The sequence below is a fragment of the Nonomuraea sp. NPDC046570 genome (assembly GCF_040645915.1).
Classification (GTDB): Bacteria; Actinomycetota; Actinomycetes; order Streptosporangiales; family Streptosporangiaceae; genus Nonomuraea.
The window spans coordinates 91,816-112,982 of sequence record NZ_JBEYZF010000014.1 but is presented as its reverse complement, the minus strand read 5'-3'; the positions used below and the strand labels follow the sequence as shown (position 1 = coordinate 112,982).

The 21,167-nt window shown below is 70.5% G+C and carries 17 protein-coding genes; 13 read left to right on the top strand and 4 right to left on the bottom strand.

Annotated features, from left to right (window positions below; genetic code table 11):
- The first annotated feature begins 18 nt into the window (after positions 1-18).
- The 10 genes from ABZ911_RS22980 to ABZ911_RS22935 all read left to right on the top strand — a co-directional run bounded on the left by ABZ911_RS22980 (position 19) and on the right by ABZ911_RS22935 (position 13,402).
- A complete protein-coding gene (locus ABZ911_RS22980; RefSeq protein ID WP_358059177.1) occupies positions 19-1,698 on the top strand; it encodes a substrate-binding and VWA domain-containing protein in 1,680 nt (559 codons plus the stop codon).
- 123 nt (positions 1,699-1,821) lie between these two features.
- Positions 1,822-3,369: a sigma factor-like helix-turn-helix DNA-binding protein gene (locus tag ABZ911_RS22975; RefSeq protein WP_358059175.1), complete on the top strand. Its 1,548-nt coding sequence runs from the start codon at positions 1,822-1,824 to the stop codon at positions 3,367-3,369.
- A gap of 284 nt (positions 3,370-3,653) precedes the next feature.
- Positions 3,654-4,025, top strand: coding sequence for a hypothetical protein (locus ABZ911_RS22970; protein WP_358059172.1), 372 nt, complete (start codon positions 3,654-3,656; stop codon positions 4,023-4,025).
- On the top strand, positions 4,022-5,149 hold the full coding sequence (locus tag ABZ911_RS22965; protein WP_358059170.1) for a GNAT family N-acetyltransferase: 1,128 nt from the start codon (positions 4,022-4,024) through the stop codon (positions 5,147-5,149). The genes ABZ911_RS22970 and ABZ911_RS22965 overlap by 4 nt, the downstream gene beginning before the upstream one ends.
- Positions 5,150-5,300: 151 nt before the next feature.
- Positions 5,301-6,134 (top strand): glycosyltransferase family 2 protein, encoded by an 834-nt coding sequence (locus ABZ911_RS22960; RefSeq protein ID WP_358059167.1) that lies wholly within the window; start codon positions 5,301-5,303, stop codon positions 6,132-6,134.
- Between the two features lie 10 nt (positions 6,135-6,144).
- A complete protein-coding gene (locus ABZ911_RS22955) occupies positions 6,145-7,086 on the top strand; it encodes a glycosyltransferase family 2 protein (RefSeq protein ID WP_358059164.1) in 942 nt (313 codons plus the stop codon).
- Complete coding sequence (locus tag ABZ911_RS22950; RefSeq protein WP_358059161.1) at positions 7,083-7,886, top strand: polysaccharide deacetylase family protein; 804 nt, start codon at positions 7,083-7,085, stop codon at positions 7,884-7,886. Before ABZ911_RS22955 ends, ABZ911_RS22950 begins: the two co-directional genes overlap by 4 nt.
- Complete coding sequence (locus tag ABZ911_RS22945) at positions 7,879-9,201, top strand: hypothetical protein (RefSeq protein ID WP_358059158.1); 1,323 nt, start codon at positions 7,879-7,881, stop codon at positions 9,199-9,201. Before ABZ911_RS22950 ends, ABZ911_RS22945 begins: the two co-directional genes overlap by 8 nt.
- A gap of 32 nt (positions 9,202-9,233) precedes the next feature.
- Positions 9,234-12,134: a hypothetical protein gene (locus ABZ911_RS22940; RefSeq protein WP_358059155.1), complete on the top strand. Its 2,901-nt coding sequence runs from the start codon at positions 9,234-9,236 to the stop codon at positions 12,132-12,134.
- Between the two features lie 59 nt (positions 12,135-12,193).
- Positions 12,194-13,402: a DUF418 domain-containing protein gene (locus ABZ911_RS22935; protein WP_358059153.1), complete on the top strand. Its 1,209-nt coding sequence runs from the start codon at positions 12,194-12,196 to the stop codon at positions 13,400-13,402.
- On the opposite strand, the gene ABZ911_RS22930 is transcribed toward ABZ911_RS22935, so the two are convergent.
- From ABZ911_RS22930 to ABZ911_RS22920, 3 genes are all read right to left on the bottom strand, one after another.
- A complete protein-coding gene (locus ABZ911_RS22930) occupies positions 13,374-14,675 on the bottom strand; it encodes a xylan 1,4-beta-xylosidase (RefSeq protein WP_358059150.1) in 1,302 nt (433 codons plus the stop codon). The genes ABZ911_RS22935 and ABZ911_RS22930 overlap by 29 nt on opposite strands.
- Before the next feature lie 192 nt (positions 14,676-14,867).
- Positions 14,868-15,620 (bottom strand): SDR family oxidoreductase, encoded by a 753-nt coding sequence (locus ABZ911_RS22925; RefSeq protein WP_358059147.1) that lies wholly within the window; start codon positions 15,618-15,620, stop codon positions 14,868-14,870.
- Entirely contained in the window at positions 15,620-16,651 is a 1,032-nt protein-coding gene (locus ABZ911_RS22920; protein ID WP_358059144.1) for a phosphotransferase family protein, read from the bottom strand. Before ABZ911_RS22920 ends, ABZ911_RS22925 begins: the two co-directional genes overlap by 1 nt.
- A 245-nt stretch (positions 16,652-16,896) precedes the next feature.
- Here ABZ911_RS22920 and ABZ911_RS22915 point away from each other — a divergent pair, with 245 nt between their 5' ends.
- Both ABZ911_RS22915 and ABZ911_RS22910 read left to right on the top strand, forming a co-directional pair.
- Positions 16,897-17,934, top strand: coding sequence for a GNAT family N-acetyltransferase (locus ABZ911_RS22915; RefSeq protein WP_358059141.1), 1,038 nt, complete (start codon positions 16,897-16,899; stop codon positions 17,932-17,934).
- A complete protein-coding gene (locus ABZ911_RS22910) occupies positions 17,931-19,046 on the top strand; it encodes a DegT/DnrJ/EryC1/StrS family aminotransferase (RefSeq protein ID WP_358059138.1) in 1,116 nt (371 codons plus the stop codon). The genes ABZ911_RS22915 and ABZ911_RS22910 overlap by 4 nt, the downstream gene beginning before the upstream one ends.
- A gap of 2 nt (positions 19,047-19,048) precedes the next feature.
- Here the strand turns inward: ABZ911_RS22910 and ABZ911_RS22905 are convergent, their stop codons facing one another.
- A complete protein-coding gene (locus ABZ911_RS22905) occupies positions 19,049-20,431 on the bottom strand; it encodes a PLP-dependent aminotransferase family protein (RefSeq protein WP_358059135.1) in 1,383 nt (460 codons plus the stop codon).
- A 71-nt stretch (positions 20,432-20,502) separates the two neighbouring features.
- Here ABZ911_RS22905 and ABZ911_RS22900 point away from each other — a divergent pair, with 71 nt between their 5' ends.
- Positions 20,503-21,141: a pyridoxamine 5'-phosphate oxidase family protein gene (locus tag ABZ911_RS22900; RefSeq protein ID WP_358059132.1), complete on the top strand. Its 639-nt coding sequence runs from the start codon at positions 20,503-20,505 to the stop codon at positions 21,139-21,141.
- Positions 21,142-21,167: the final 26 nt, after the last annotated feature.

Below are 21,167 nucleotides of genomic sequence, written 5' to 3'. Positions count from 1 at the left end.
GGCAGGAGCAGGGTCCTCGTGCCGCTGGCGGGCGCCGTGGCGCTGGCCGTACTCCTCGGTGTCGCGGCTTATGTGATCTTCACTCGGCAGCGCGCCTGCACCGGCGAGAAGCTGACGCTGCGCGTGGTCGCCACCCCGGACCTGCATCCGGCGATCAACAAGATCGCCACGAAGTACAACCAGGACCCGCACCCGCTCGACGACCGCTGCGTCACCGTGGCGGTGACCAAGGAGAGCACGTCCAAGGCGGGCAACGGCCTGATCAACGGCAAGCTGGCCGCCGACCTGTGGGTGGCCGACTCCAGCCTGACGGTCGACCGGCTGCGGGGTTCCAGCGGCGGGGAGGCGGTGCCCGAGCCCGCCGGTTCGATCGCCCGCTCCCCCATCGTGCTCGCCGCCGCCAAGAGCGCGGCCACCACCCTGACCAAAACGTTCCAGCCGAGCTGGCAGGGCCTGATCAACACGGCCAACGTGGCCAACCCCAACGGGCCCGGCCGCAAGATCCGGGTGCTGGCGCTCGACCCGCAGAAGAACGCCGCCGGACTCAGCGCGCTGCTGGCCGCCGCCGGCGCGGCCAGGAAGACCGGCCTGACCGACAAGCAGCTCGTCGGCGCGCTCAAGCAGCTCTCCGGGCAGGTGGTGGCCGACCCGGCCGCGCTGCTGGCCAGCCTCACCGTGAAGTCGGGCCGCAAGGTGCCGCTGGGCGTCGCCACCGAGCAGAGCGTCTGGGCGCACAACACCAAGAAGCCCGACGCGCCGGTGGTGCCGCTCTACCCGGTCGAGGGCACGCTCAGCCTCGACTACCCGATCATGGTGACCGCCAAGGACCCGACCGCGGTGAAGGCCGCCGCCGCCTTCCAGAAGCAGCTCGGCGCCGAGTCCGCCAGGAAGACCATGCGCGACTACGGCTTCCGCTCCCCCGACGGCAAGTCGGGCTCCGCGCTGTCGACGGACCGGGGCTTCAGCGCCGCCGCGCCCGCGGCCCTGGAGCCGCCGGACGGCAAGGCCGTCGCCAGCATGGCCCAGTCGTGGTCCCGCCTGAACCTGGGCACCCGCCTGCTCGCGCTGCTGGACGTGTCCGGCACGATGGTCCTGCCGGTGCCGGGCACCACCATGAACCGCATGCAGGCCATCGGCAAGATCGCCGGTGAGGGCCTGGGGTTGTTCCCGGCCAGCTCGGAGATCGGCGTGTGGGCGTTCTCGACGCTGCTGCAGGGCGAGCAGGACTGGCGCGAGCTCGTCTCGGTCGGGCCGCTGGCCGAGAGCGTGGACGGCGTGCTGCGCAAGGAGGCGCTGGCCCAGCAGCTCGCCACCGTCCAGGCGAAGCCGACAGGTGACACGGGCCTCAACGACACGCTGATGGCCGCCTACCAGCAGATGAAGGCGAGCTACGAGCGGGACAAGATCAACACGATCCTGATCCTGACCGACGGCGCGGGCAACGACGACCCGGGCGGCACGACCGACGCGCAGATACTGAACTACCTCAAGAAGGAGTACGACCCCAAGCGCCCGGTCAACCTGCTGATCATCGCCTTCGGCCCGGACGCGCCCAAGGGCAAGAAGCAGATGGACGCGCTGGCCAAGGCCAGCGGCGGCGAGGCCTACATCGCCAAGGACGTCCTGGCGGTGCGCGACTTCTTCCTGCGCGGCATGTCGCGCAGGCTGTGCATGCCGGACTGCGAGGACGACAGCTGATCCGGGACCGGTCATGCCTTCTGGGCATGGCCGGGCACCCGCCGGACAACCGGGCCGGGGCAGGCGGCGTCCAACGCGCGTGGGGCCTGCTTCACAAGCTCTGTCCTGCGGGGAGGGGAATCCGTGCCCGGATGGCCGACCGTCGACCGTGCCGACGATCATCAGCTGGTGGACGCGCTGCGGCGCGCCGAACCCGACGCCCCCGAGCGGCTCTACGACGCGTACGCCGAGCGGCTGCACGACTACGCGTGCTCGCTGACCGGTGAGCGGGACAGTGCCGGGGAGGCCGTACACGACGCGCTCGTCACCGCGCAGGGGTGCGTGGGGCGGCTCAAGGAGAGCACCAGGCTGCGCGCCTGGCTGTACGCGCTGACCCGCTTCCAGAGCGTCGCCAAGGCCTCGGCCAGGCCCACCCCCGCCCAGGGCACCCCGCTGCCGATGCTCGACGACCCCGAGGACCCCGAGCTGGCCGAGCTGGTGCACGCGGCGCTGTCGGAGCTGAGCAGGGGCGAGCGCGAGGTGCTGGAGCTCTCGCTCAGGCACGCCCTGACGCCCTCGGAGGTGGGCGCGGTGCTCGGGCTCACCTCCCGGCAGGCGACCACCAGGCTCGGCCGGGCCCGCGACCACCTGGAGAACGCCGCCGCCGCGGTGGTACTGGCCAGGACGGGCCGGGCGCACTGCCCCGACCTGTCGGCGATGGTCGACTCCTGGGAGGGGCCGCTCACCCCGATGCTGCGCCGGCGGCTGTCGGGGCACATCGGCGGCTGCGAGGTCTGCACCGAGGGCAGGCACCGGCACGTGTCGGCCGGCCGGCTGCTCGACATGGTGCCGGTGGCCTTCCCGCCGATCTCGCTGCGCCGCCGGGTGATCGAGACCTCGGTGAACCCCGAGCGCGACCAGAGTCGCACCCTGATCATGGAGCGGGGCGACAGCTTCGACAAGACGGGGTTCCCCATGGTCGTCGAGCGGCGCTCGCGTCGCCGCCCGCGCAGGCTCGGGCCGGTGGTGATCGCGGCCGTCGGCGTGCTGGCCGCCACCGGGGCGATGGTCGTGATCAACGGGCAGGGCGAGCCCGCGGCGCTGCGGGTGGTCCCGCCGCCGTCCGCGGCCGTCCCCTCGGCGGAGCCGACGGAACCCGAGCCCGAGCTGCAGACCGACTTCGCGGAGTCCACGCCGGAGCCGGCCCAGGCCCCGACCCCGACACCGACCCGGGAGCAGCCGCGGCCGCGGCTCAGGACCCAGCCCCCGCAACCGGTTGCGGCCACCACCAGGCCCGCCGCCGAGCCGACGACCTCCCGCCGCCCGCCCGCGCCGCCCACCGCCCGCCTGTCGCTGGGCTGCCCCGGGCCGGTCGACGGGGCCGGAACGATCCAGATCTCCGCGCGCGAGGCCGCCGTCCACTGGACCGGGAGCGCCTCGCCGGGGCTCAGCCTCTACCCGGCCAGCGGCTCGGTGAAGGCGGGCGGCTCGGTGGCCGTCTGGGTGACGGTCGACCAGCCCGGCCTGGGCGGTACGGGCCGGGTGTCCTTCCGCTCCAACGGCGGCAGGTCGAGTTGCGCGGTCTCCTGGGTCGCCCAGGAGGGCGAGGAGCCCGAGGAGCCCGAGGAGCCGACGCCCACCCCCTCCGACAGCACGGGCACCAGTTCGGGTCCTGGAGACCTGGCGGAGTAACACCACGGTAGATCCCCCGTCAAGAACTCATTCTAACGACAAAGGGACATAAACCGGACGGACGGCCGCGGGAGCATGCCAAGATAGGGCATCCTGGTTTGCTTGGGGGCCACTCCGGGTCGGGGGACTCTTGACGGTGTGGCGCAGACCACACCGGAATCTCTGCGTCCCGGTAAACCAGGTGCGGCCACCAAGCGTCGGCGTTGACGCGCCCGCGACCGGGTTGATCCCATGAATAATGCGATCAACCATGCCTTTACCAGCGAGAGGCCAGGAGTCAGGACATGCTCAGTAAGCGGAGGGTGCTCACGGGGGCACTCGCGCTCGCCTGCGTGGCGGGGGCAGTGATCGCCCTCGCCGACATCGAGACGCCGCTACGTCCGTTTTTGATCTCCTTGTTCCTCCTGGTGGTTCCAGGGGCGGCGGTCGTCGGACTGTTGCGTGATCGTGACCCACTTGCCGCACTATCAGTAGGAGCCGCGGCAAGTCTCGTCCTTAACGTCCTCCTTGCCCAAGCCATGCTCCTGTTCGACGCGTGGTCGCCCCGGGCCGGCGTTGCGACGGTCGCCGTGCTCGGCGGGTTCATGTACGTACTGCGCGTGTTGTACCGGGGGAACAAGAACATGCAGACCGAACAAGGGGCCAGGTCAAGGTGAACATCACAGTCGTACGGCCGGGAGACCTCGGGATCGCCGAAAGGTCCCGATGGCGCGAGTTGCAGAAGGCGGACCCGTCACTCGACAACCCGTTTCTGTCGATCGAGTTCGCCCTGGCGATGGACCGCCTGCGCGACTACGTGCGGGTGGCCGTCATCGAGGACGGCGGCTCGATCGTGGGTTTCTTCCCCTACGAACGGCACAGTTTCGGCATCGGGAAACCCCTCGGCGGCTTCCTCACTACGTGTCACGGTTTGATTTCGATTCCGGACTTTCAGGTCAACCCGAAGGCCCTGCTGCGCGCCTGCAAACTGAGCGTCTTCGACTTCGACCACATGGTCGCCGGCCAGCCCACCTTCGCCCCCTTCGAGACCGATGTACGGCCCGCGCCGATCATGGACCTGACCGCCGGGTACGACACCTGGATCGAGCAGGTGAAGGCCAACTCGCCGAAGAACCTCAAGACCGTGCGCTACAAGGAGCGCAAGCTCGGCCGGGAGCAGGGTGAGCTGCGCTTCGAGTGGGCCAGCGCCGCCGACGACGTGCTGCGCACGCTGCTGGCGTGGAAGTCCGACCAGTACCGGCGGACCGGCCGCGTCGACCGCTTCGCCCAGCCGTGGATCGTCGAGCTGATCGACATCATGCACGCCGAGCGCTCTGCCGACTTCTCCGGCGTCCTCACCATGCTCTACTCCGGCGACGTCCCCGTCGCGGGCCACTTCGGCCTGCGCACCGCGACGACGCTGGTCGGCTGGTTCCCCGCCTACGACACCGAGTTCGCCCGCTACTCGCCCGGCATCGTGCACCACCTGCAGATGGCCGAGGCCGCGGCCAAGGCCGGTCTGCACCAGGTCGACATGGGCAAGGGCGGCAAGGAGTACAAGGACTGGCTGAAGAGCGGGGCCCTGCTCGTCGCCGAAGGACGCATCTCCCGGCCGTCCGCCGCGGCGGCCGTTCACTGGATCGGTCGAACACCTTTCAACAAGGCGCGAACAATCGTCACCGATCGACCGTCTCTTTATAGGGTGGCCGATCGAGTGCTCAAGGGTTTTGGCAGAGTCCGCACCACTCTGCACTCAGAGTCGCCCAACGCACCAGTCAAGGAACCCTCGGGAGCGCGCTGAGCACTCCCACCCGCATCCCAGCTACATCCGTTGTCACCCTCACCCTCACTGGACCCTTCATGCACCGCTTCCCGCATCCGCCATTTCCCTTCCCGAGAGTGGCACCCGGGTCCGTTCGGCAGCGACAGGTCCCGGAAGGATTGTCCTCACCATGAGTCCCGAGATCATCAAGCACAACGGCAAGGCCCAGGTCGCACCCCTGCGGTCCATGCCGCCGATCGAGCGGTTCACGCCACTGACGCCCCACCTGGCCATTTCTCCAACGGTGAGCGTCGTCGTTCCGGCCATGAACGAGGCGGAGAACCTTCCCCACGTGTTCGCCACGCTGCCGCAGTGGATCGACGAGATCGTGCTGGTCGACGGCAACTCCGTCGACGACACGGTCGCCGTCGCCCGCCGCCTGCGCCCTAACGTGAAGGTCGTCACGCAGACCGGCAAGGGCAAGGGCGACGCCCTCGCGGCCGGTTTCGCGGCCTGCACGAGCGACATCATCGTCATGATCGACGCGGACGGCTCCACCGACGGGCGCGAGATCATCAGCTTCGTCGGGGCGCTGGTGACCGGCGCCGACTTCGTCAAGGGCTCGCGCTACGCGGCCGGCGGCGGCAGCGACGACCTGACCTTCAGCCGCAAGTTCGGCAACAAGGTGCTGACCGGCCTGGTCAACGCCATCTACAAGACCAAGTACACCGACCTCTGCTACGGCTACAACGCCTTCTGGGCCCGCCACCTGGACGTGCTGGACCTCGACTGCGACGGCTTCGAGGTCGAGACGCTGATGAACGTACGCGCGGCCAAGGCCGGGTTGAAGATCCACGAGGTGCCGAGCCACGAGCGCTGCCGCATCCACGGCGAGAGCAACCTGCACGCCGTGCGCGACGGGATCCGGGTGCTCAAGACCATCATCCGGGAGCGCCGCACCATGCCGGCCGCCCCCCTGCCCGAGCCCGCCACCGCTCGCGCGGTCGACCGGGGTGTCGCCTGAAGGTGAACCTGTGAACACGTCAGTCGTCATCTGCGTCTACACCGAGGAGCGCTGGGAGGACATCAGGCAGGCGGTCGAGTCCGTGGACGGGCAGCGGCGCGCGGCCCACGAACTGATCCTGGTCGTGGACTACAACCCTGACCTGCTCCTGAAACTCAAGCGCGCCTACCCGCAGGCCGTCGTGGTGGAGAACACGCACGACAAGGGCCTGTCCGGCGGCAAGAACACCGGTGCCGACACCGCCACCGGGGACATCGTCGCCTATCTGGACGATGACGCGGTCGCCGATCCCGGCTGGCTGGAGGCTTTGGAGGAGGGCTTCCAGAACTCGTCGGTGGTCGGCGTGGGCGGCAGGACCGAACCGCTGTGGGCCTCGGGACGCAGGCCGCGCTGGTTTCCGTACGAGTTCGACTGGACCGTCGGCGCCAGCTACCGCGGCATGCCCTCGGTCAGGTCGCCCATCCGCAACGTGATGGGCGGCAACGCCGCGTTCCGGCGCGGGGTGGTGGCCGAGGTGGGCGGCTTCCACAGCGGGATCGGGCGCAGCGTCCAGGGGCGCAAGAGCCGCCCGCTGGGCTGCGAGGAGACCGAGTTCTGCATCCGGCTGAGCCAGCGCAAACCCGGTGCGGTCATGCTGTTCGAGCCCGGCGCGGCGATCGGGCACAAGGTGTCGAAGCAGCGCGAGACGTTCGCCTACTTCCGCTCCAGGTGCTACGCCGAAGGGCTGTCCAAGGCCCTGGTCACGCAGAGCGTCGGCTCCCAGGACGGCCTGGCCAGCGAGCGGGCGCACGCGCTGAAGGCGCTGCCGCTCGGCGCGCTGCGCGGCGTCGGCGAGGCGCTCCGCGGCGACGTGGGCGGCCTGGGCAGGGCGGGTGCGATCGTGGTCGGCCTGGCCTGGACCACCTGGGGCTATGTCGTAGGTTCCGCACGTCTGAAACTGGTGCGCTCATGATCCGTGTGCCGATCCTCATGTACCACTCGGTCACCGACCGGCCCAACCCCGAGACCAAGCCGCTCGCGGTCCGGCCCGGTGACTTCTCCGAGCACCTGTCCTACCTGTCCGAGCACGGCTTCACGCCGCTGACGGTCGCGGACATGGTGGCCTCGCTCAACAAGAACAACGGCCGGTCGCTGCCGGACAAGCCGGTCGTGGTCACCTTCGACGACGGCTACGCCGACTTCCACACCGAGGCGCTGCCGGTCCTGGAACGTCACAACTTCCCCGCCACGGTCTTCCTGACCAGCGGCTGGGTGTCCGACGCGGGCAAGGACGCGGCGGGCCGCCCGCTCGACGACATGCTCACCTGGGGCCAGGCCCGCGAGGCCGCCCAGGCCGGCATCGAGATCGGCGGCCACAGCCACAGCCACCCGCAGCTCGACCAGCTGTCCGACACCGACCTGCGCCAGGAGCTGCGTAAGAACAAGGGCCTGCTGGAGGAGAAGATCGGCGCGCCGGTCGCCACCATGGCCTACCCGTACGGGTACTCCAGCGCCCGGGTGCGCCGCGAGGTGCGCCGGGCCGGCTACTGGGCGGCCTGCGCGGTGAGCAACACCATCGCCGCCGACCGGCACGACGTGCTGGCCATCCCCCGCCTGACGGTCGCCCAGCACACCACGATGAGCATGTTCAGGCGCGCGGTCGAAGGCACCGCGGTCCCGCTGATCTACATGCGCGAACGCATGCTGACGAAGGGCTACGCGATCGTCAGGCGCACGAGGTACGGCCTGCGGCGGGTACGCGGGAATGTCTAGCCCCACGGTCTGGCAGAAGCTTCTGCGAGACCTCAGCAACCCGTTGTTCCGCAACGGCTACGCGCTGATGGCCAACACGGGCATCACCGCGACGCTGGGCATGGGCTACTGGTTGCTCGCCGCCCGCTACTACACCCCCGAGCAGTTCGGCAGCGGCCAGGCCCTGATCAGCGCGATGCGCCTGTTCGCCTCGCTGACCGCGCTCGGCTTCGTGGGCGCGCTGGCCAAGTACATCCCCATCACCGGCCGCCGCACCCCGGAACTCATCCTGCGCGGGTACGGCGTCGCGGCGGCGACCGGAGGCGCGGCCGCGGTCGGCTTCCTGCTGACGCTGCCCCTGTGGGGCGACATCTACTCGGTGCTCGGCGGCTTCGGCCCCGGGCTGTTCTTCGTCGCCTCGGTCCTGGTGTGGTCGGTGTTCACCCTGCAGGACGTGGTGCTCACCGGCCTGCGCAAGGCCACCTGGGTGCCGGTGAACAGCCTCGCCTACGGGCTGCTCAAGATGGGCCTGCTGGTCGCGCTCGCGGGGGCGCTGCCGGAGAGCGGCATCTTCACCTCGTGGATCGTGCCGACGGCGATCGCGCTGGTCCCGATCAACTACCTGATCTTCGGGATCCTGGTGCCCCGGCACGTGAGGGAGTCCGCGGGCACGGCCGAGCCGCCCAGGATGCGCGAGGTCGGCCGGTTCCTGGCCGGTGACTTCCCCGGCACGCTGTCGATCCTGGCGATCGTCTACCTGGTGCCGGTGCTGGTGGCCGCCCAGGTGGGCGAGGCGACGTTCGGCCGCTTCTCGATGGCGCACACGCTGGGCTGCATGATCGAGCTGCTGGCGATGAACATGGCGATCTCGCTCACCGTGGAGGGGTCCTTCGACCGCTCCCGGCTCGCGCAGAACTGTCGCCGCGCCCTCCGCCGAGCCCTTATGATCATCACGCCGATCATCGTGGTGGCGGTCGTCGCCGCTCCGCTGATCCTGACGATCTTCGGTGACGGGTTCGCCGCGGAAGGCACGACGCTCCTCAGGCTCATGGCCCTCGCCGTGCTGCCGCGGGTGCTGATCGAGGTCTACCTGAGCGCGCTCAGGGCGCAGGGCCGGGCCCGGGAGCTGGCGATCGTGCAGATCGGGCTGGCGCTGCTGGTGCTGGTGTCGATCCTGGTGCTCTTCCCCTTCGCGAACGTGAACGCGGTGGGCTACGGTCTTCTGTTCAGCGAGCTTCTGGTGGCTCTGCTGATCTCCAGCGGGCTACGTAAAGTTCTTAAATTCGGCGAAACCGGGCAGCCTAGCGTCTCTCAGGGGTCGCCGGGACCCGCATGATGGTCAACGTGAGGCAATCGGCAGGCGATGACATGACAACGGGGACGACCGGCGCATCCGGCATGCGGGAGGGGACGGACGTGCCCGTCGATCCGGACTTCGATCCCGAGGCCACGGGCGAGATTCCGCGTATCGTCATCAAGCCCGACGAGCCGGCGGCGGACAAACCCGGCGAGGAGTCCGACGAGGACACCGCGCCCCGGGCACTCGACGGGAAGGCCCGCCCCAAGGGGACCGAAGCCTCCTCCGCAGACGCCGAGCGGGCCGCAGACGCCGGGCCGGCCGAGGACGCCGGGGCGGAGGAGCCCGACGAGGACGACGATCCGTCGCGGACCGTCTCCATCAGGGTCGACGTGCTGAAGGCCGCCGCCGCGCGGCCCCCCGCATCCAAGATCCCCGCCGCCGAGGCCGCCGGAACCGTCGATGCCGGAGACGACAGCGGCGACAGCGAGACGACCGTTGAGCTTCGCCTGCCTTCCGCCAAGGCTCGCCCCGGCACGCCGCTGATGGCCCCCGACGCGCCTCAGAAGGTCGCACAGGCCCCCGTAGCCCCAATGACTCCTCCGGTATCCGAGAGTGACCCGCACGGCCCGGTAAAGCCGTCTGAGGAGGCTCCGGCCGTACCGGTCGCGAACCATCAGGGGAAGGCCGCGCCTGGGCGGTGGGTCGCGGGTGCGCCCGGTGTCGGGACGCCGGAGCAGATCGCACCGGAGCAGATCGCGCCGCAGCCCGCCCCGCAGCCCAAGCCCCAGCCGACGCCGCAGGCCAAGGCGCGGGGGCTGGGTGCGAAGGTCTCCGCGCTGCTGGCGAATGCGCCGAGCTGGCTGCCCGTGGTGCTGGTCCTTGAGGGCCTGGTCATGTACGTGCTCGCGCTCCGGGTGTCCCCCGGGCCGCTGCGCGGGGTGAACCCGGCCGACATCGACGGCCTCGGGCTGATCTCGGCGATGCCGCTGAGCGCGTTCGCCGCCATCGCCCTCATGATCATCGCGTTCTTCGTCACCGTGACGCAGAGCACGGACCGCAAGTTCCTGCTGCTGTTCCAGATCGCCGCCATCACGTTCGCGCTGCACGGCGCGGGCGCGATCGTGGCCGACGAGCCGCGGTTCCCGACGGCGTACGTGCACGCGGGGTTCGTCGACTTCATCGCCAGGACCGGTGAGACGGCCGCGAGCATCGACGCCCGCATGGCCTGGCCGGGCTTCTTCGCGCTGTTCGCGTTCGTCACGAAGGCGGCGGGGATCACCGATCTCACGCCCATCCTCATGTGGACGCCGCTGCTGTCCAACCTCCTCTACCTGCTGCCGTTCGTGATGATCCTGCGCCAGGTGGTGGCCACGACGAGGGCGCGCTGGTTCGCGGCGCTGCTGTTCGTGCTGGTTCAGTGGATCGGGCAGGACTACTTCTCGCCGCAGGGCTTCACGTTCGCGATCTACCTGGCCTTCGTGGCGATCCTGCTGCGCTGGTTCGGGCGGGTCGAGCCGCGCACCAAGCCGGTGGCGGCCAAGGGCCTGCGCAAGCTGCTGGGCAAACTCGACGCGATGCTGCCGGGCGAACTGGCGATCACCGGCACCTTCCGGGCCGACAAGCTGCTGATGCTGCTGCTGATGGTCGCGCTGTTCGTCGCCGCGACGGCCTCGCACCAGATCACGCCGTTCATGATGCTGGGCGTGCTGACCGCCTTCCTGCTGTTCAGGCGGACCTCGCTGACCTGGGGGCTGCCGTTCTTCTTCGGCCTGATGGTGCTGGCGTGGATCAGCTACCAGACGGTCGGGTTCTGGGCGAACAACCTGGACACCCTGTTCGGCGGCCTCGGCCGGATCCTGGAGAACCTGCAGCGCAACACCGGCGACCGGATCGCGGGCAGCGACCCCGAGCACGCGATGGTGCTGCAGGCGCGGCTCGGCATCCTGGCCGCGATCCTCGTCTTCGCCGCGGCCGGACTGTTCCGGCGGGTCAGGCGCGGCGTGTTCGACCGGGCGGCGCTGATCCTGCTGACCGTGCCGGTGCTGGCGCTCGGCCTGCAGAGCTACGGCGGCGAGATCGGCCTGCGGATCTACATGTTCGCGCTGCCGGGCGCCTGCCTGCTGGCCGCCTACGCGTTCTTCCCGAACCTGCCCGCCGACAGCGCCGACGCCCGCGACGAGACCGTGCCGATGCGCAAGCGCAACGTCCGGTTCAACCCGCAGCTCACCAGGAGGGTGTCGATCGCCCTGGCGGCGATCTTCTCCATCGTGTTCGCGATGGCGTTCCTGGTGGCCCGCTACGGCAACGAGAAGTTCGAGCGCGTCACCTCCGGCGAGGTCGCCGCGATGCGGTACGTCTACGACCACGACAAGCCCAGCGCCCGGGTGATCTACCTGGTGCCCAAGATCGGCCCCGAGGTCACGCCCACACTGCCCTGGGGCGAGCGGGACCTGGAGCTGGTCAACTTCAGCCTCCAGGGTCTCGTGCACAAGGACCCCACGATAATCGCCAACGTGGTCGGGAAGCTGAAGTCCAGCCCGCGCAACACCTACCTCGCGGTGAGCACCGCGCAGGTCAGCTACCTGCAGCTCAACGAGGGCTACCCGGACGACTGGGGGCAGCGCTTCCGGGCGGCCCTGGACGCCTCGAAGGACATCAAGCGGGTCTACTCCAACGAGGACGCGGCGCTCTACACCTGGAAGAAGTTCGTCAAGGGCACCGAGACGCCCGAGCCGCAGCCGTACGCCGGAGTGGGCGATCCCACCTCGCCGTGGACGCCGCTGGGGGTGGCCGCGCTCGGGGTGACCTGGCTGGCGCTGTTCGCCTACGAGGTGATCCGCCTGCAGGGCCGGGACCGGGCGCCCAGGGCCAGGCGGCACATCCTGATGGTGGCGATCCCGGCGTTCGTGGTGTCGATCCTGGTCATCGCCGAACGTTTCATCGCGATCGGGCTGAGCCAGGGACCGTGAGCCCCACGAGTTAGCGCAACTCACAGGAAACTCTCAGGATTTGCGAGAGGATGTTCCCGATGTGGCAACAGGGGACTCTGCGCAAGACCGAGAACGACCGGATCGCGGCCGTCGACGCGTTACGCGGCTTCGCCCTGCTCGGCATCCTGACGGTGAACATCGCCTTCCTCGCCTCCGGCTACCGGATGGCGGGGATGCCCGAGCCGGCCTTCCACTCCTCGCTCGACTGGGGGGTGCGCTGGTTCGTCACGCTGTTCCTGGAGAACAAGTTCTACCTGCTGTTCTCCTTCCTGTTCGGGTACAGCCTCACCCTGCAGCTCGACTCCTCCGTGCGCAGGGGCACGGCCTTCGTGCCGATGTTCCTGCGCCGGCTGTCGGGGCTGTTCGTGCTGGGCGTGGCGCACGCCGTGCTGTTCTTCCCCGGCGACATCCTCACCACCTACGCCGTGGTCGGGCTGGCGCTGCTGGCCCTGCGCCGGATCAGGCCGCGCACCGCGGTGCTCCTGGCGATCGCCCTGACCGTACTGCTGGCCTGCGGGTTCCTGCTGCTGGCGGTGCTGGCCAAGCTGGGCGTGGACACGGCGGGCACGGTGTCCGGCGGGGTCGCCGAGGCCCGCGGCACCGACGAGGCGCTCAGGGGCTCGGTGTTCTCGATGGTCGGCGAGCACGTGCGCAAGCTGTCGGTGATCGTGGTGCTGCGGGTCCTCTTCCAGGGGCCCGCGGTCCTGGCCGCCTGCCTGCTCGGCCTGGCCGTCGGCAAGCTGGGGCTCCTGCGCGACCTGTCCGGCCACGCGAGGGCGTTGCGCCGGGTGCAATGGATCGGCTTCACCGCAGGCACGGCGGGCGCCCTGATCTACGCCCAGTCCGCCTGGTCCCCCTCCGGCACCGCGCACAAGATGCTCGGCCAGGCCGTGGACCTGCTCACCGCGCCGCTGCTGGCCGCCGCCTACGCCGCGACCCTGCTGCGCCTGCTCCCGCACCTGCCGCGACTGGGCCGCGCGCTCGCCTTCCCCGGCCGGATGGCGCTGTCGAACTACCTGGCCCAGTCGCTGATCTGCTCACTGATCTTCACCGGGTACGGCTTCCGCCTGATCGACCGGGTCAGCCCACCGGCCGAGGTGCTGATCGCGCTCGCCGTGTTCGCCGTCCAGGTGCTCTACAGCCGCTGGTGGCTGCACGGCCATCGATACGGCCCGGTGGAGTGGCTGCTGCGCGCCCTGACCTACTGGCGCATACCGGTCAGGCGCTCCCCCGCTGACTCCACTTGATCTCATGGGGCGACAGCGTGAACTGCTTGCCGTCGACGGTCACCGACAGGTCGCCGTCGGTGGTGTTGACCATCACCATCTGCCTGGGCTGCGCGAGCACCTTCACCTTCGGGTCGCTCACGGTCACCTCCTCCAGCCCGGTCCCGCCGGGGAACCACCGGGTGAAGCCGCTGAGCAGGCCCGCCATCGGCAGCTCCTGGCCCTCACGCGTCGTCCAGAGGCAGCCGGGGCACTCCAGCTCACGCCGCTGCGGGTTCCAGTACAGCGCGGTCGTGACGCCGCTCTTGGCGAACTCCATCAGCGCCGCCGCCTGCACGGCGGTGCGCCGCTCCTCGGTCCAGCCGGAGTTCTCCGGCTCGACGTACCACTCGGCCCACCAGACCGGCATGTCGTTGCTCTTCTGCCGCAGCCAGGTGGTGATCGCGCCGAACTTGGCGGACGCGCCGAAGTCGTCGGGCACGTTGCCCTTGTCGGTGGTCATCGAGGCGCCGTCGACGACGATGAAGTCGCCGCCCTTCTTGTTGTCGATCCAGTACTCGATCGCGTCCAGCGCCCGCTGGTCCACCGTCCCCCAACTGCCGGACAGCTCCGAGCCGGTCTGCCTGCTGCTGCTCTCGATCGGCACGTACGGGCCGCCGACCTGGATGTCCTCGTCGACCTTCTTCAGCGCGTCGTAGACCTTGTTGTACAGCTCGGTGTAAGCCTCGGCGTCCCAGCGGTTGGTGCCGGGGTTCCAGAAGCCCTTGAACTCGTTCCACACCATGAAGTGCTTGACCGTCTTGTAGCGCTTGGCGACGGTGGCGGCCAGTTTGGCGTAGTCGTCGAAGTGCTCCCGCTTGGGCGCGACGGTGGGGTTCTTGCTCCAGTCGGTACGGCCCGCCGTGCCGCCCTTCATCCAGTCGGGCGCGCAGCACAGTGTGATCACCGGGATCGCCTGCGACTTGGACATGAACTTGACCCGGCGGTCGAGGTCGCGCCAGTCGTACTTGCCGGGGCTCGGCTCGGGGTTGCCCGCGCCCCAGCCCATGATGTGCTGGTTCTGCAGCAGCGGCACCCGGCTGAGCACGTGCGCGGCGCCGTCGGTGACCTCGCGCTGCTGGTTGTCGGCGCTGAACTGGGTGTGGGTGACGCCCCAGCGCGGCCACGCCTCGGTGGCGGGCGGCTGCTCCAGCGTCGGAGCGGGCTGCGGCACGGTCGGAACGGCCGCGGTCTCCCCCTTGTCACCGGTGTTCCGGCTCCCGGCGTAGACCATGATGCCGACGACGAGAGCCACCGCGACGATCCCCGCCCCGAGGGCGACAGGCCACGATGGACGTCTGCGCGCATGTCGACCGTCGGTCGGTATCACCGGTTTCCTCCACTGAAGCGTTCCACACAGTCGGCGGCCGGGCAGTCACCCCCGATTGCCCGGCTTCCTCCCACCGTATAGGGCCAGCTTGCAGATGACTTGCTTCTTCCTTGGGGATCAGCCGAGACTCGGCGGCTTTTGCCCACCAGCAGGCCCAGGAACGCCCGCATAACGGTATGGAACCGGCTGCCTGCCCGGCTGCACGACCAGGAGCGTGCCGGGCTCCTCGGCGTAGAAGGCCGACTCGACAGCCGCGGCCACATCCTCGGCGGTGAGCATGGGGAACCCCGCGCCCGCGAAGGCGTCGCGCATCCCGGCGGTCAGCGGCGTGTCGGTGAACCCCGGGCAGACCGCGCCGATCCTGATCTTCTCCCTGGCCAGCGGTACGGCCAGGCCGCGCACGAGCCCGACCACGGCGTGCTTGGTCATGGTGTAGACGGGATCGCCGTCGTAGGCGACCAGCCCGGCCAGGGACGCGGTCACCACGATGGCCCCGCCACCGGAGCGGCGCAGCAGCGGCACGGCGGCGTTGACGCCGAAGACGACGCCGTCCATGTTGACGCCGACGGCCTTGCGGTACTGCGCCAGGTCGAAGTGGGCCAGGTCGACGCCGCTGGAGATCCCGGCGTTGAGGTGGACCAGGTCGAGCCTGCCGTACTTCTCCTCGGCCAGTGCGACGGCCTGTTCGGAGGACTCGGGGAGGCTGACGTCGGCGGTGAGCCAGGCGCCGCCGACCTCCTTGGCCAGCCGTTCCACCCCCGGCTGGTCGAGGTCGACGAGCACGCACCGGGCGCCGCCCGAGGCCAGCCGCCTGGCGACCGCCGCCCCGATCCCGCTGGCCGCTCCGGTGATGAGTGCGACGGTGGACATCAGTTCTCCCTGTCGAGCGTCCGGTGGGCGCGGGCGATCAGCGTCGGCACGGCGGAGCCGATGGTGTCGAATCCCTCCCCCACCGTCTTACCCTGCCGGAACCTGGCGTGGATACCCTCCACGATCACCGCGAGCTTGAAGTTGCCGAAGGCGACGTAGAAGTCGAGGTCGGAGATGTCCCTGCCGGAGACCTTGGCGTAGTGGGCGGCGAACTCGGCGGCGTCGAGGAAGCCGGGAGTCAGCGTGGCGTCGCCGGACACCGGGATCGAGGCGCGCTCGGCGTCGCCGGGGTCGTGCCAGTAGGTCAGCGTGAGGCCGAGGTCGGCGAGGGGGTCGCCGAGGGTGGACATCTCCCAGTCGACGACGGCGCGGATCTCGGGCTGGGGCGTGAGCCGTACCAGTGTGTTGTCGAGTCTGTAGTCGCCGTGCACCAGAGTGGCGGCGCTGGTGGCGGGCAGGCGGTCGCGCAGCCTGGTGACGAGCCTGTCGTACTCCGGCAGCTCGCCGTCGGCGGAGCGGGCCCACTGCTGGCACCAGCGTTCGAGCTGCCTGGCCAGGTAGCCCTCGGGGCGGCCGAAGTCGGCCAGTCCGGCCGCGCGGTAGTCGACGGCGTGGATCTCGGCCAGGATCTCGGCCAGGCGCCGCGACAGCCGGGTGACCTGCCCGGGTTCGAGCCCCGCCAGGCCGTCCTGGCCGCGCACGGCCTCGCCGTCGACGTGCCCCATCAGGTAGAAGGGCGCGCCGATCACGTCCTCGTCGGCGCAGAAGGCCAGCGGCTCGGGCACCGGCACGGGGGTGGGGGCCAGCGCCGAGATGACCCGCCACTCGCGGCGCATGTCGTGCGCGGTGGGCAGGACGTGGCCGAGGGGCGGACGGCGCAGTACGACGCGGCGCCCGGCGGTCTGGACGAGGTAGGTCAGGTTGGACCTGCCGCCGGAGATCAGCGTGATCTCCTCGGGCGCCCCCGCTTCGGGCAGGTGGGTGGCCATCCACTCGACGAGCCGGGGCCGATCAATACCGGGAACCGTCATGCACACACAGTAGAACGTCGCTCGGTCAACGAGGACAGTAGGCAGTTCGGTAACTTTGCCACCTCGCCGATCCAACCGCCCATGAGATCCTTTACTGTGGCAGTACACCGCCGTCCACGTCGCATCCTGGTCTAGCACCTATCCTGACCAGGACCATGCCGTTTCGGCAGTCGGGGAACCGCACACCCCAGTAGGAGCCCATGCGCATCACACTTGTTCACCCCCGCGAGCTGGGGGACTCGGAAGTGACCCGATGGAGGGCTCTGCAGGAAGCGGATCCAGCCTTCGACAACCCCTTCCTGTCCCCGGAGTTCACGCTCACGGTCGGCGAACTGCGCGACCACGTCCGCGTGGCCGTCGTCGAGGACGGCGCCGACCTTGTCGGCTTCTTCCCATTCGAGCGTCATTCCTTGGGGATCGGCAAACCGGTGGCCGCCGGCCTCACCGACGCGCAGGGCCTGGTCCACTGCAAGGACCTGGAGTTCGACGCGCGGCGGCTGATCAGGGACTGCGGGCTGTCGGTGTTCGAGTTCGACCATCTCGTGGCCGGGCAGCCGATGCTGAGTGAGCGGCACACCCTGCACGAGTCGCCGATCATCGACCTGAGCGACGGCTGGGCCGCCTACACCGAGACCCTCAAGGTCAACTCCGGCAAGACGTACAAGTCGACGATGGCCAAGTCGCGCAAGCTGCAGCGGGACGTCGGCCCGATCGTCCACGACTACGCCACGACCGACCCGGCGCCGCTGCACACGCTGCTGGCCTGGAAGACCGACCAGTACCGCCGCACCGGCCGTACCGACAGGTTCTCCCAGGCGTGGATCGTCGAGCTGGTCGAGCGGCTGCTGGCGACGCAGACGGACTCCTTCGCCGGCGTGCTCGACATGGTCTACGTGGACGGCAGGCCGATGGCCGGGCACTTCGGGCTGCGCACCCGGGACACGCTGGTCGGCTGGTTCCCCGCCTACGACACCTCCTTCGCCAAGTCCTCCCCCGGCCTGATCCAGCACCTGGCGATGGCCGAGCGGGCCGCCGAGGCCGGGATCAAGGTGATCGACATGGGGCGCGGCCAGAAGGAGTACAAGGACAAGCTGAAGACCGGCCAGTACGCGGTGGCCGAGGGGCGGGTGGCCAGGATGAGCGCGGGCGCGAGCGTGCACTGGATGGTCCGGGTGCCGGTGCGTAAGGCCCGCGGCACCGTCATGAACAGCCCGCTGCTGCTGAAGACCGCCGACCGCGCCCTCAAGGCGTACGGCAGGCTGCGCACGGCGATCCAGCAGTGAACGCCGTGCGGGCGATCGCCGAGCGCACCGGCCGCCACTGCCTCTTACTGCCCTCCAACCGGCTCGGCCTCTACCTCGCGCTGCGCCACTGGTGCACGCCGGGCCAGCGGCTGCTGATGTCGCCGATCTCCGCCGACGAGATCCTGTTCCTGGTGCTCGCGGCGGGCCTGCGGCCGGTCATCGCGCCGCTGTCGCGCCGCGACGGCAACATCGACGCGGCCCGCGCCGACCTCGGCGCGGTCGACGCGGTCCTCACCACCAACCTGTACGGCCTGCCCGACGACGTGACCGCCTTCACCGGCAAGATCGTGATCGAGGACGTGGCGCACGCCATGGAGACCTCGCTCGGCGGCCGGCCGCTCGGCACCTTCGGCCAGGCCGGGGTGTTCAGCCTGTCCAAGCACCCGGGAGCCGGGTCCGGCGGGGTGCTCGCCGTCGACGACCCCGCCGACCTGCACGCCCTCGAACGCGCCCGCGACCTGCTGCTCGAACCCGGCGTGCTGCGGAACGAGCTGATCGCGGTGGCCAGCTCGATGGCCCGCCAGGCGGCGCTCAGACTCGACCTGGTACGGCCCGCGCTCCGGCTGATGCGGGCGCTCGGCATGCAGGAGGAGCGCGAGGGCTACCGGATCGCCCTGCGCGGCCCCGACCTCGACCTGGCCCTGAAGCAGGCCCCCGAGCTGCCGCCCTTCGACCCGTGGGTCCAGGCCGACCTGCACGACTACCGCACCAGGCGCGGCCCGCTGGCCCGCTGGTACCAGTCCAGGCGGGTGGCCAAGGTGCCGCGCGAGCGGGCGCGGCGGGTGGCGGGCGTGCGCCGGCTCGCCGAGCTGCCCTGTGCCGCCCCGGCCGTGCGCGAGCAGGTGGAGCAGCCGCTGTTCCGGGTGCCGCTGCTGGTGCGGGAGCGCGATCAGGCGATCGCCGAGCTGGAGCGGAACGGGGTGGCGACCGGCTACCTCTACGACCCGCCCTACGACGAGTACGCCCCCGGTTTCACCGAGCCGTCGCCCGAGCCGGAGGCCGCCCGCTGGTGGGCCCGGCACGTGCTGCCCGTCGACCCGCTCTACGCCGCCAGGGCGCTGCCGGCGCTGGAGCGGCTGACCCCGGCCTGACGTCAGGTCGCTTCGGTGATCAGTTCGGCGACGATCCGGCAGCCCTTGCGGACGTCGGGGAGTGAGGCGGAGCCGTACCCGATGACCAGGCCGTGCACGCGTTCGGCGCCGTGGTGGTGGCGTGCGATGGAGTCGAGGCTGACGCCGCGGCGGTCGGCCTCGGCGAGGATGCGGGGGACCGCCTCGGCGGGCAGTTCGGCCATGACGTGCAGGCCCGCGGTGTCGCCGCGCAGCCGGCACACGCCGCCCAGCGCCTCCACCACGGCCGCCCGCCGCCTGGCGTACTCCAGGCGCATCCGGCGCAGGTGCCGGTCCAGGTCGCCGCGCTCGATCAGGGTGGACACGGCCTGCTGCACGGGCCCGCTGGTACGGTCGCCCAGGTCGTCCCTGATCCTGGCGATCCTGGCCAGCAGGCCGGGGTCGCCGACCAGCCAGCCGACCCCGATGTCCGGGGCGAGCGACTTCGACAGCGTGCCGAGCAGGACTACCCGCGAGGGGTCCAGGCCGTAGAGGGCGGGCAGCGGGGCGACGTCGTAGCGGAACTCGGCGTCGTAGTCGTCCTCCACGACGATCGCCCCCGTGCGCCGCGCCCAGGCCAGCAGCCGCTCCCGGCGCGGGATGGGCAGCCGCCCGCCGAGCGGGTACTGGTGGGCGGGCGTGGTGTAGAGCAGGCTGAGGTCGTCCGGCAGGTCGTCGACGACGACGCCGTCCTCGTCGACCGGGCACGGCACGAGGTGCGCGCCCCTGGCCGCGAGTACGTTGCGGGCCACCCGGTAGCCCGGGTCCTCCACGCCGGCCCGTGCCCCGGGGCCGAGCAGGGCCAGCGCGACCAGGTCGAGGCCGTTGGCCGTGCTTCTGGTGATCAGGATGTTCTCGGGGCCGACCGGGACCGCCCGGCCCCTTCTCAGGTGCTCGGCGAGCAGGGAGCGCAGGCGGGGCAGGCCGTAGGGGTCGGGGTCGGCGCGGGGGGGCAGGTCGGCGGCCTTGCGCCAGGCGCGTTTCCAGGCCGCGTGGTCGTAGTCGCGTACCCAGGGTTCGCCGGGGATCAGGTCGATGGAGGGAGCGGGGAGCCGTACCGGGGCGGGGGGCGCGGGTGGGGGCGGGACGGCGCGCGGTGACGCCTCGCCGGACAGCGGGGCCACGAAGGTGCCCGAGCCGTGCCGCCCCTCCAGCCAGCCCTCGGCGTAGAGCTGCTGGTAGGCCTCGGTCACGACGGTACGGCTGACGCCGAGCTGCGCGGCCAGGCCGCGCGAGGACGGCAGCCGCTCGCCCGCCGCCAGCGCCCCCGCGCGCATGGCCGCGCGCAGCCAGTCGCCGAGCTGGACGGAGAGCGGGATGGCCGAGCCCCTGGCCAGGGTCACGGGCAGGTCGACGAGCGTGCGCACCTAAGTGGTCTCCAGAAAGGCGTCATTAGTGGCCATACAGGACACGTCCACTATCTCAATAGATTCGCACCATGCTCTCCACCACACCCCGCACCACCCTCGGCCGCGAGAAGCATCGCGCCAGCACCGACCGCGCCGACCTGTACGACGTGCTCGACTCGGGGCTCATCTGCCACCTGGGCGTGGTGACCGACGGGCACCCGATGGTCGTCCCCACCGCCTACGGGCGGATCGGGGACACGCTCTACCTGCACGGCTCGACCGGCGCCCGCTCGCTCAGGGCGGGTGGCGAGCACGAGGTGTGCGTGACCGTCACCCACGTGGACGGCCTGGTGCTGGCCCGCTCGGTCTTCAACCACTCCTTCAACTACCGCTCGGCGATCGTCTACGGCACGGCCAGGACGGTCACCGACGAGGACGAGCGCCTCGAAGGGCTGCGCGCGCTGACCGAGCACCTGGCGCCCGGCCAGTGGGACTACACCAGGAGGCCGTCCAGGAAGGAGCTGGCGGCGACCGCCGTCCTCGCGCTGTCGCTGGCGGAGGCGTCGGTGAAGCTCCGCACGGGCCCGCCGAACGACGAGGAGGAGGACTACGCGCTGCCCGTCTGGGCCGGGGTGCTGCCCATCGTCACCACCTGGGGCGAGCCCGAGACCGATCCGGCGCTCCAGAACGGCATCGAGGTTCCTGTTCACATCCGCGCCAGGAGGTAGTTCCATGAATCAGGCACCACCTGGCA

Bases quoted from the DNA above. Each gene is read 5' to 3' on its own strand.
- ABZ911_RS22950 (WP_358059161.1), top strand. From the start codon at position 7,083: ATGATCCGTGTGCCGATCCTCATGTACCACTCGGTCACCGACCGGCCC.
- ABZ911_RS22960 (WP_358059167.1), top strand. From the start codon at position 5,301: ATGAGTCCCGAGATCATCAAGCACAACGGCAAGGCCCAGGTCGCACCC.
- ABZ911_RS22970 (WP_358059172.1), top strand. From the start codon at position 3,654: ATGCTCAGTAAGCGGAGGGTGCTCACGGGGGCACTCGCGCTCGCCTGC.
- ABZ911_RS22925 (WP_358059147.1), bottom strand. From the start codon at position 15,620: ATGTCCACCGTCGCACTCATCACCGGAGCGGCCAGCGGGATCGGGGCG.
- ABZ911_RS22945 (WP_358059158.1), top strand. From the start codon at position 7,879: ATGTCTAGCCCCACGGTCTGGCAGAAGCTTCTGCGAGACCTCAGCAAC.
- ABZ911_RS22900 (WP_358059132.1), top strand. From the start codon at position 20,503: ATGCTCTCCACCACACCCCGCACCACCCTCGGCCGCGAGAAGCATCGC.
- ABZ911_RS22920 (WP_358059144.1), bottom strand. From the start codon at position 16,651: ATGACGGTTCCCGGTATTGATCGGCCCCGGCTCGTCGAGTGGATGGCC.
- ABZ911_RS22935 (WP_358059153.1), top strand. From the start codon at position 12,194: ATGTGGCAACAGGGGACTCTGCGCAAGACCGAGAACGACCGGATCGCG.
- ABZ911_RS22940 (WP_358059155.1), top strand. From the start codon at position 9,234: ATGACAACGGGGACGACCGGCGCATCCGGCATGCGGGAGGGGACGGAC.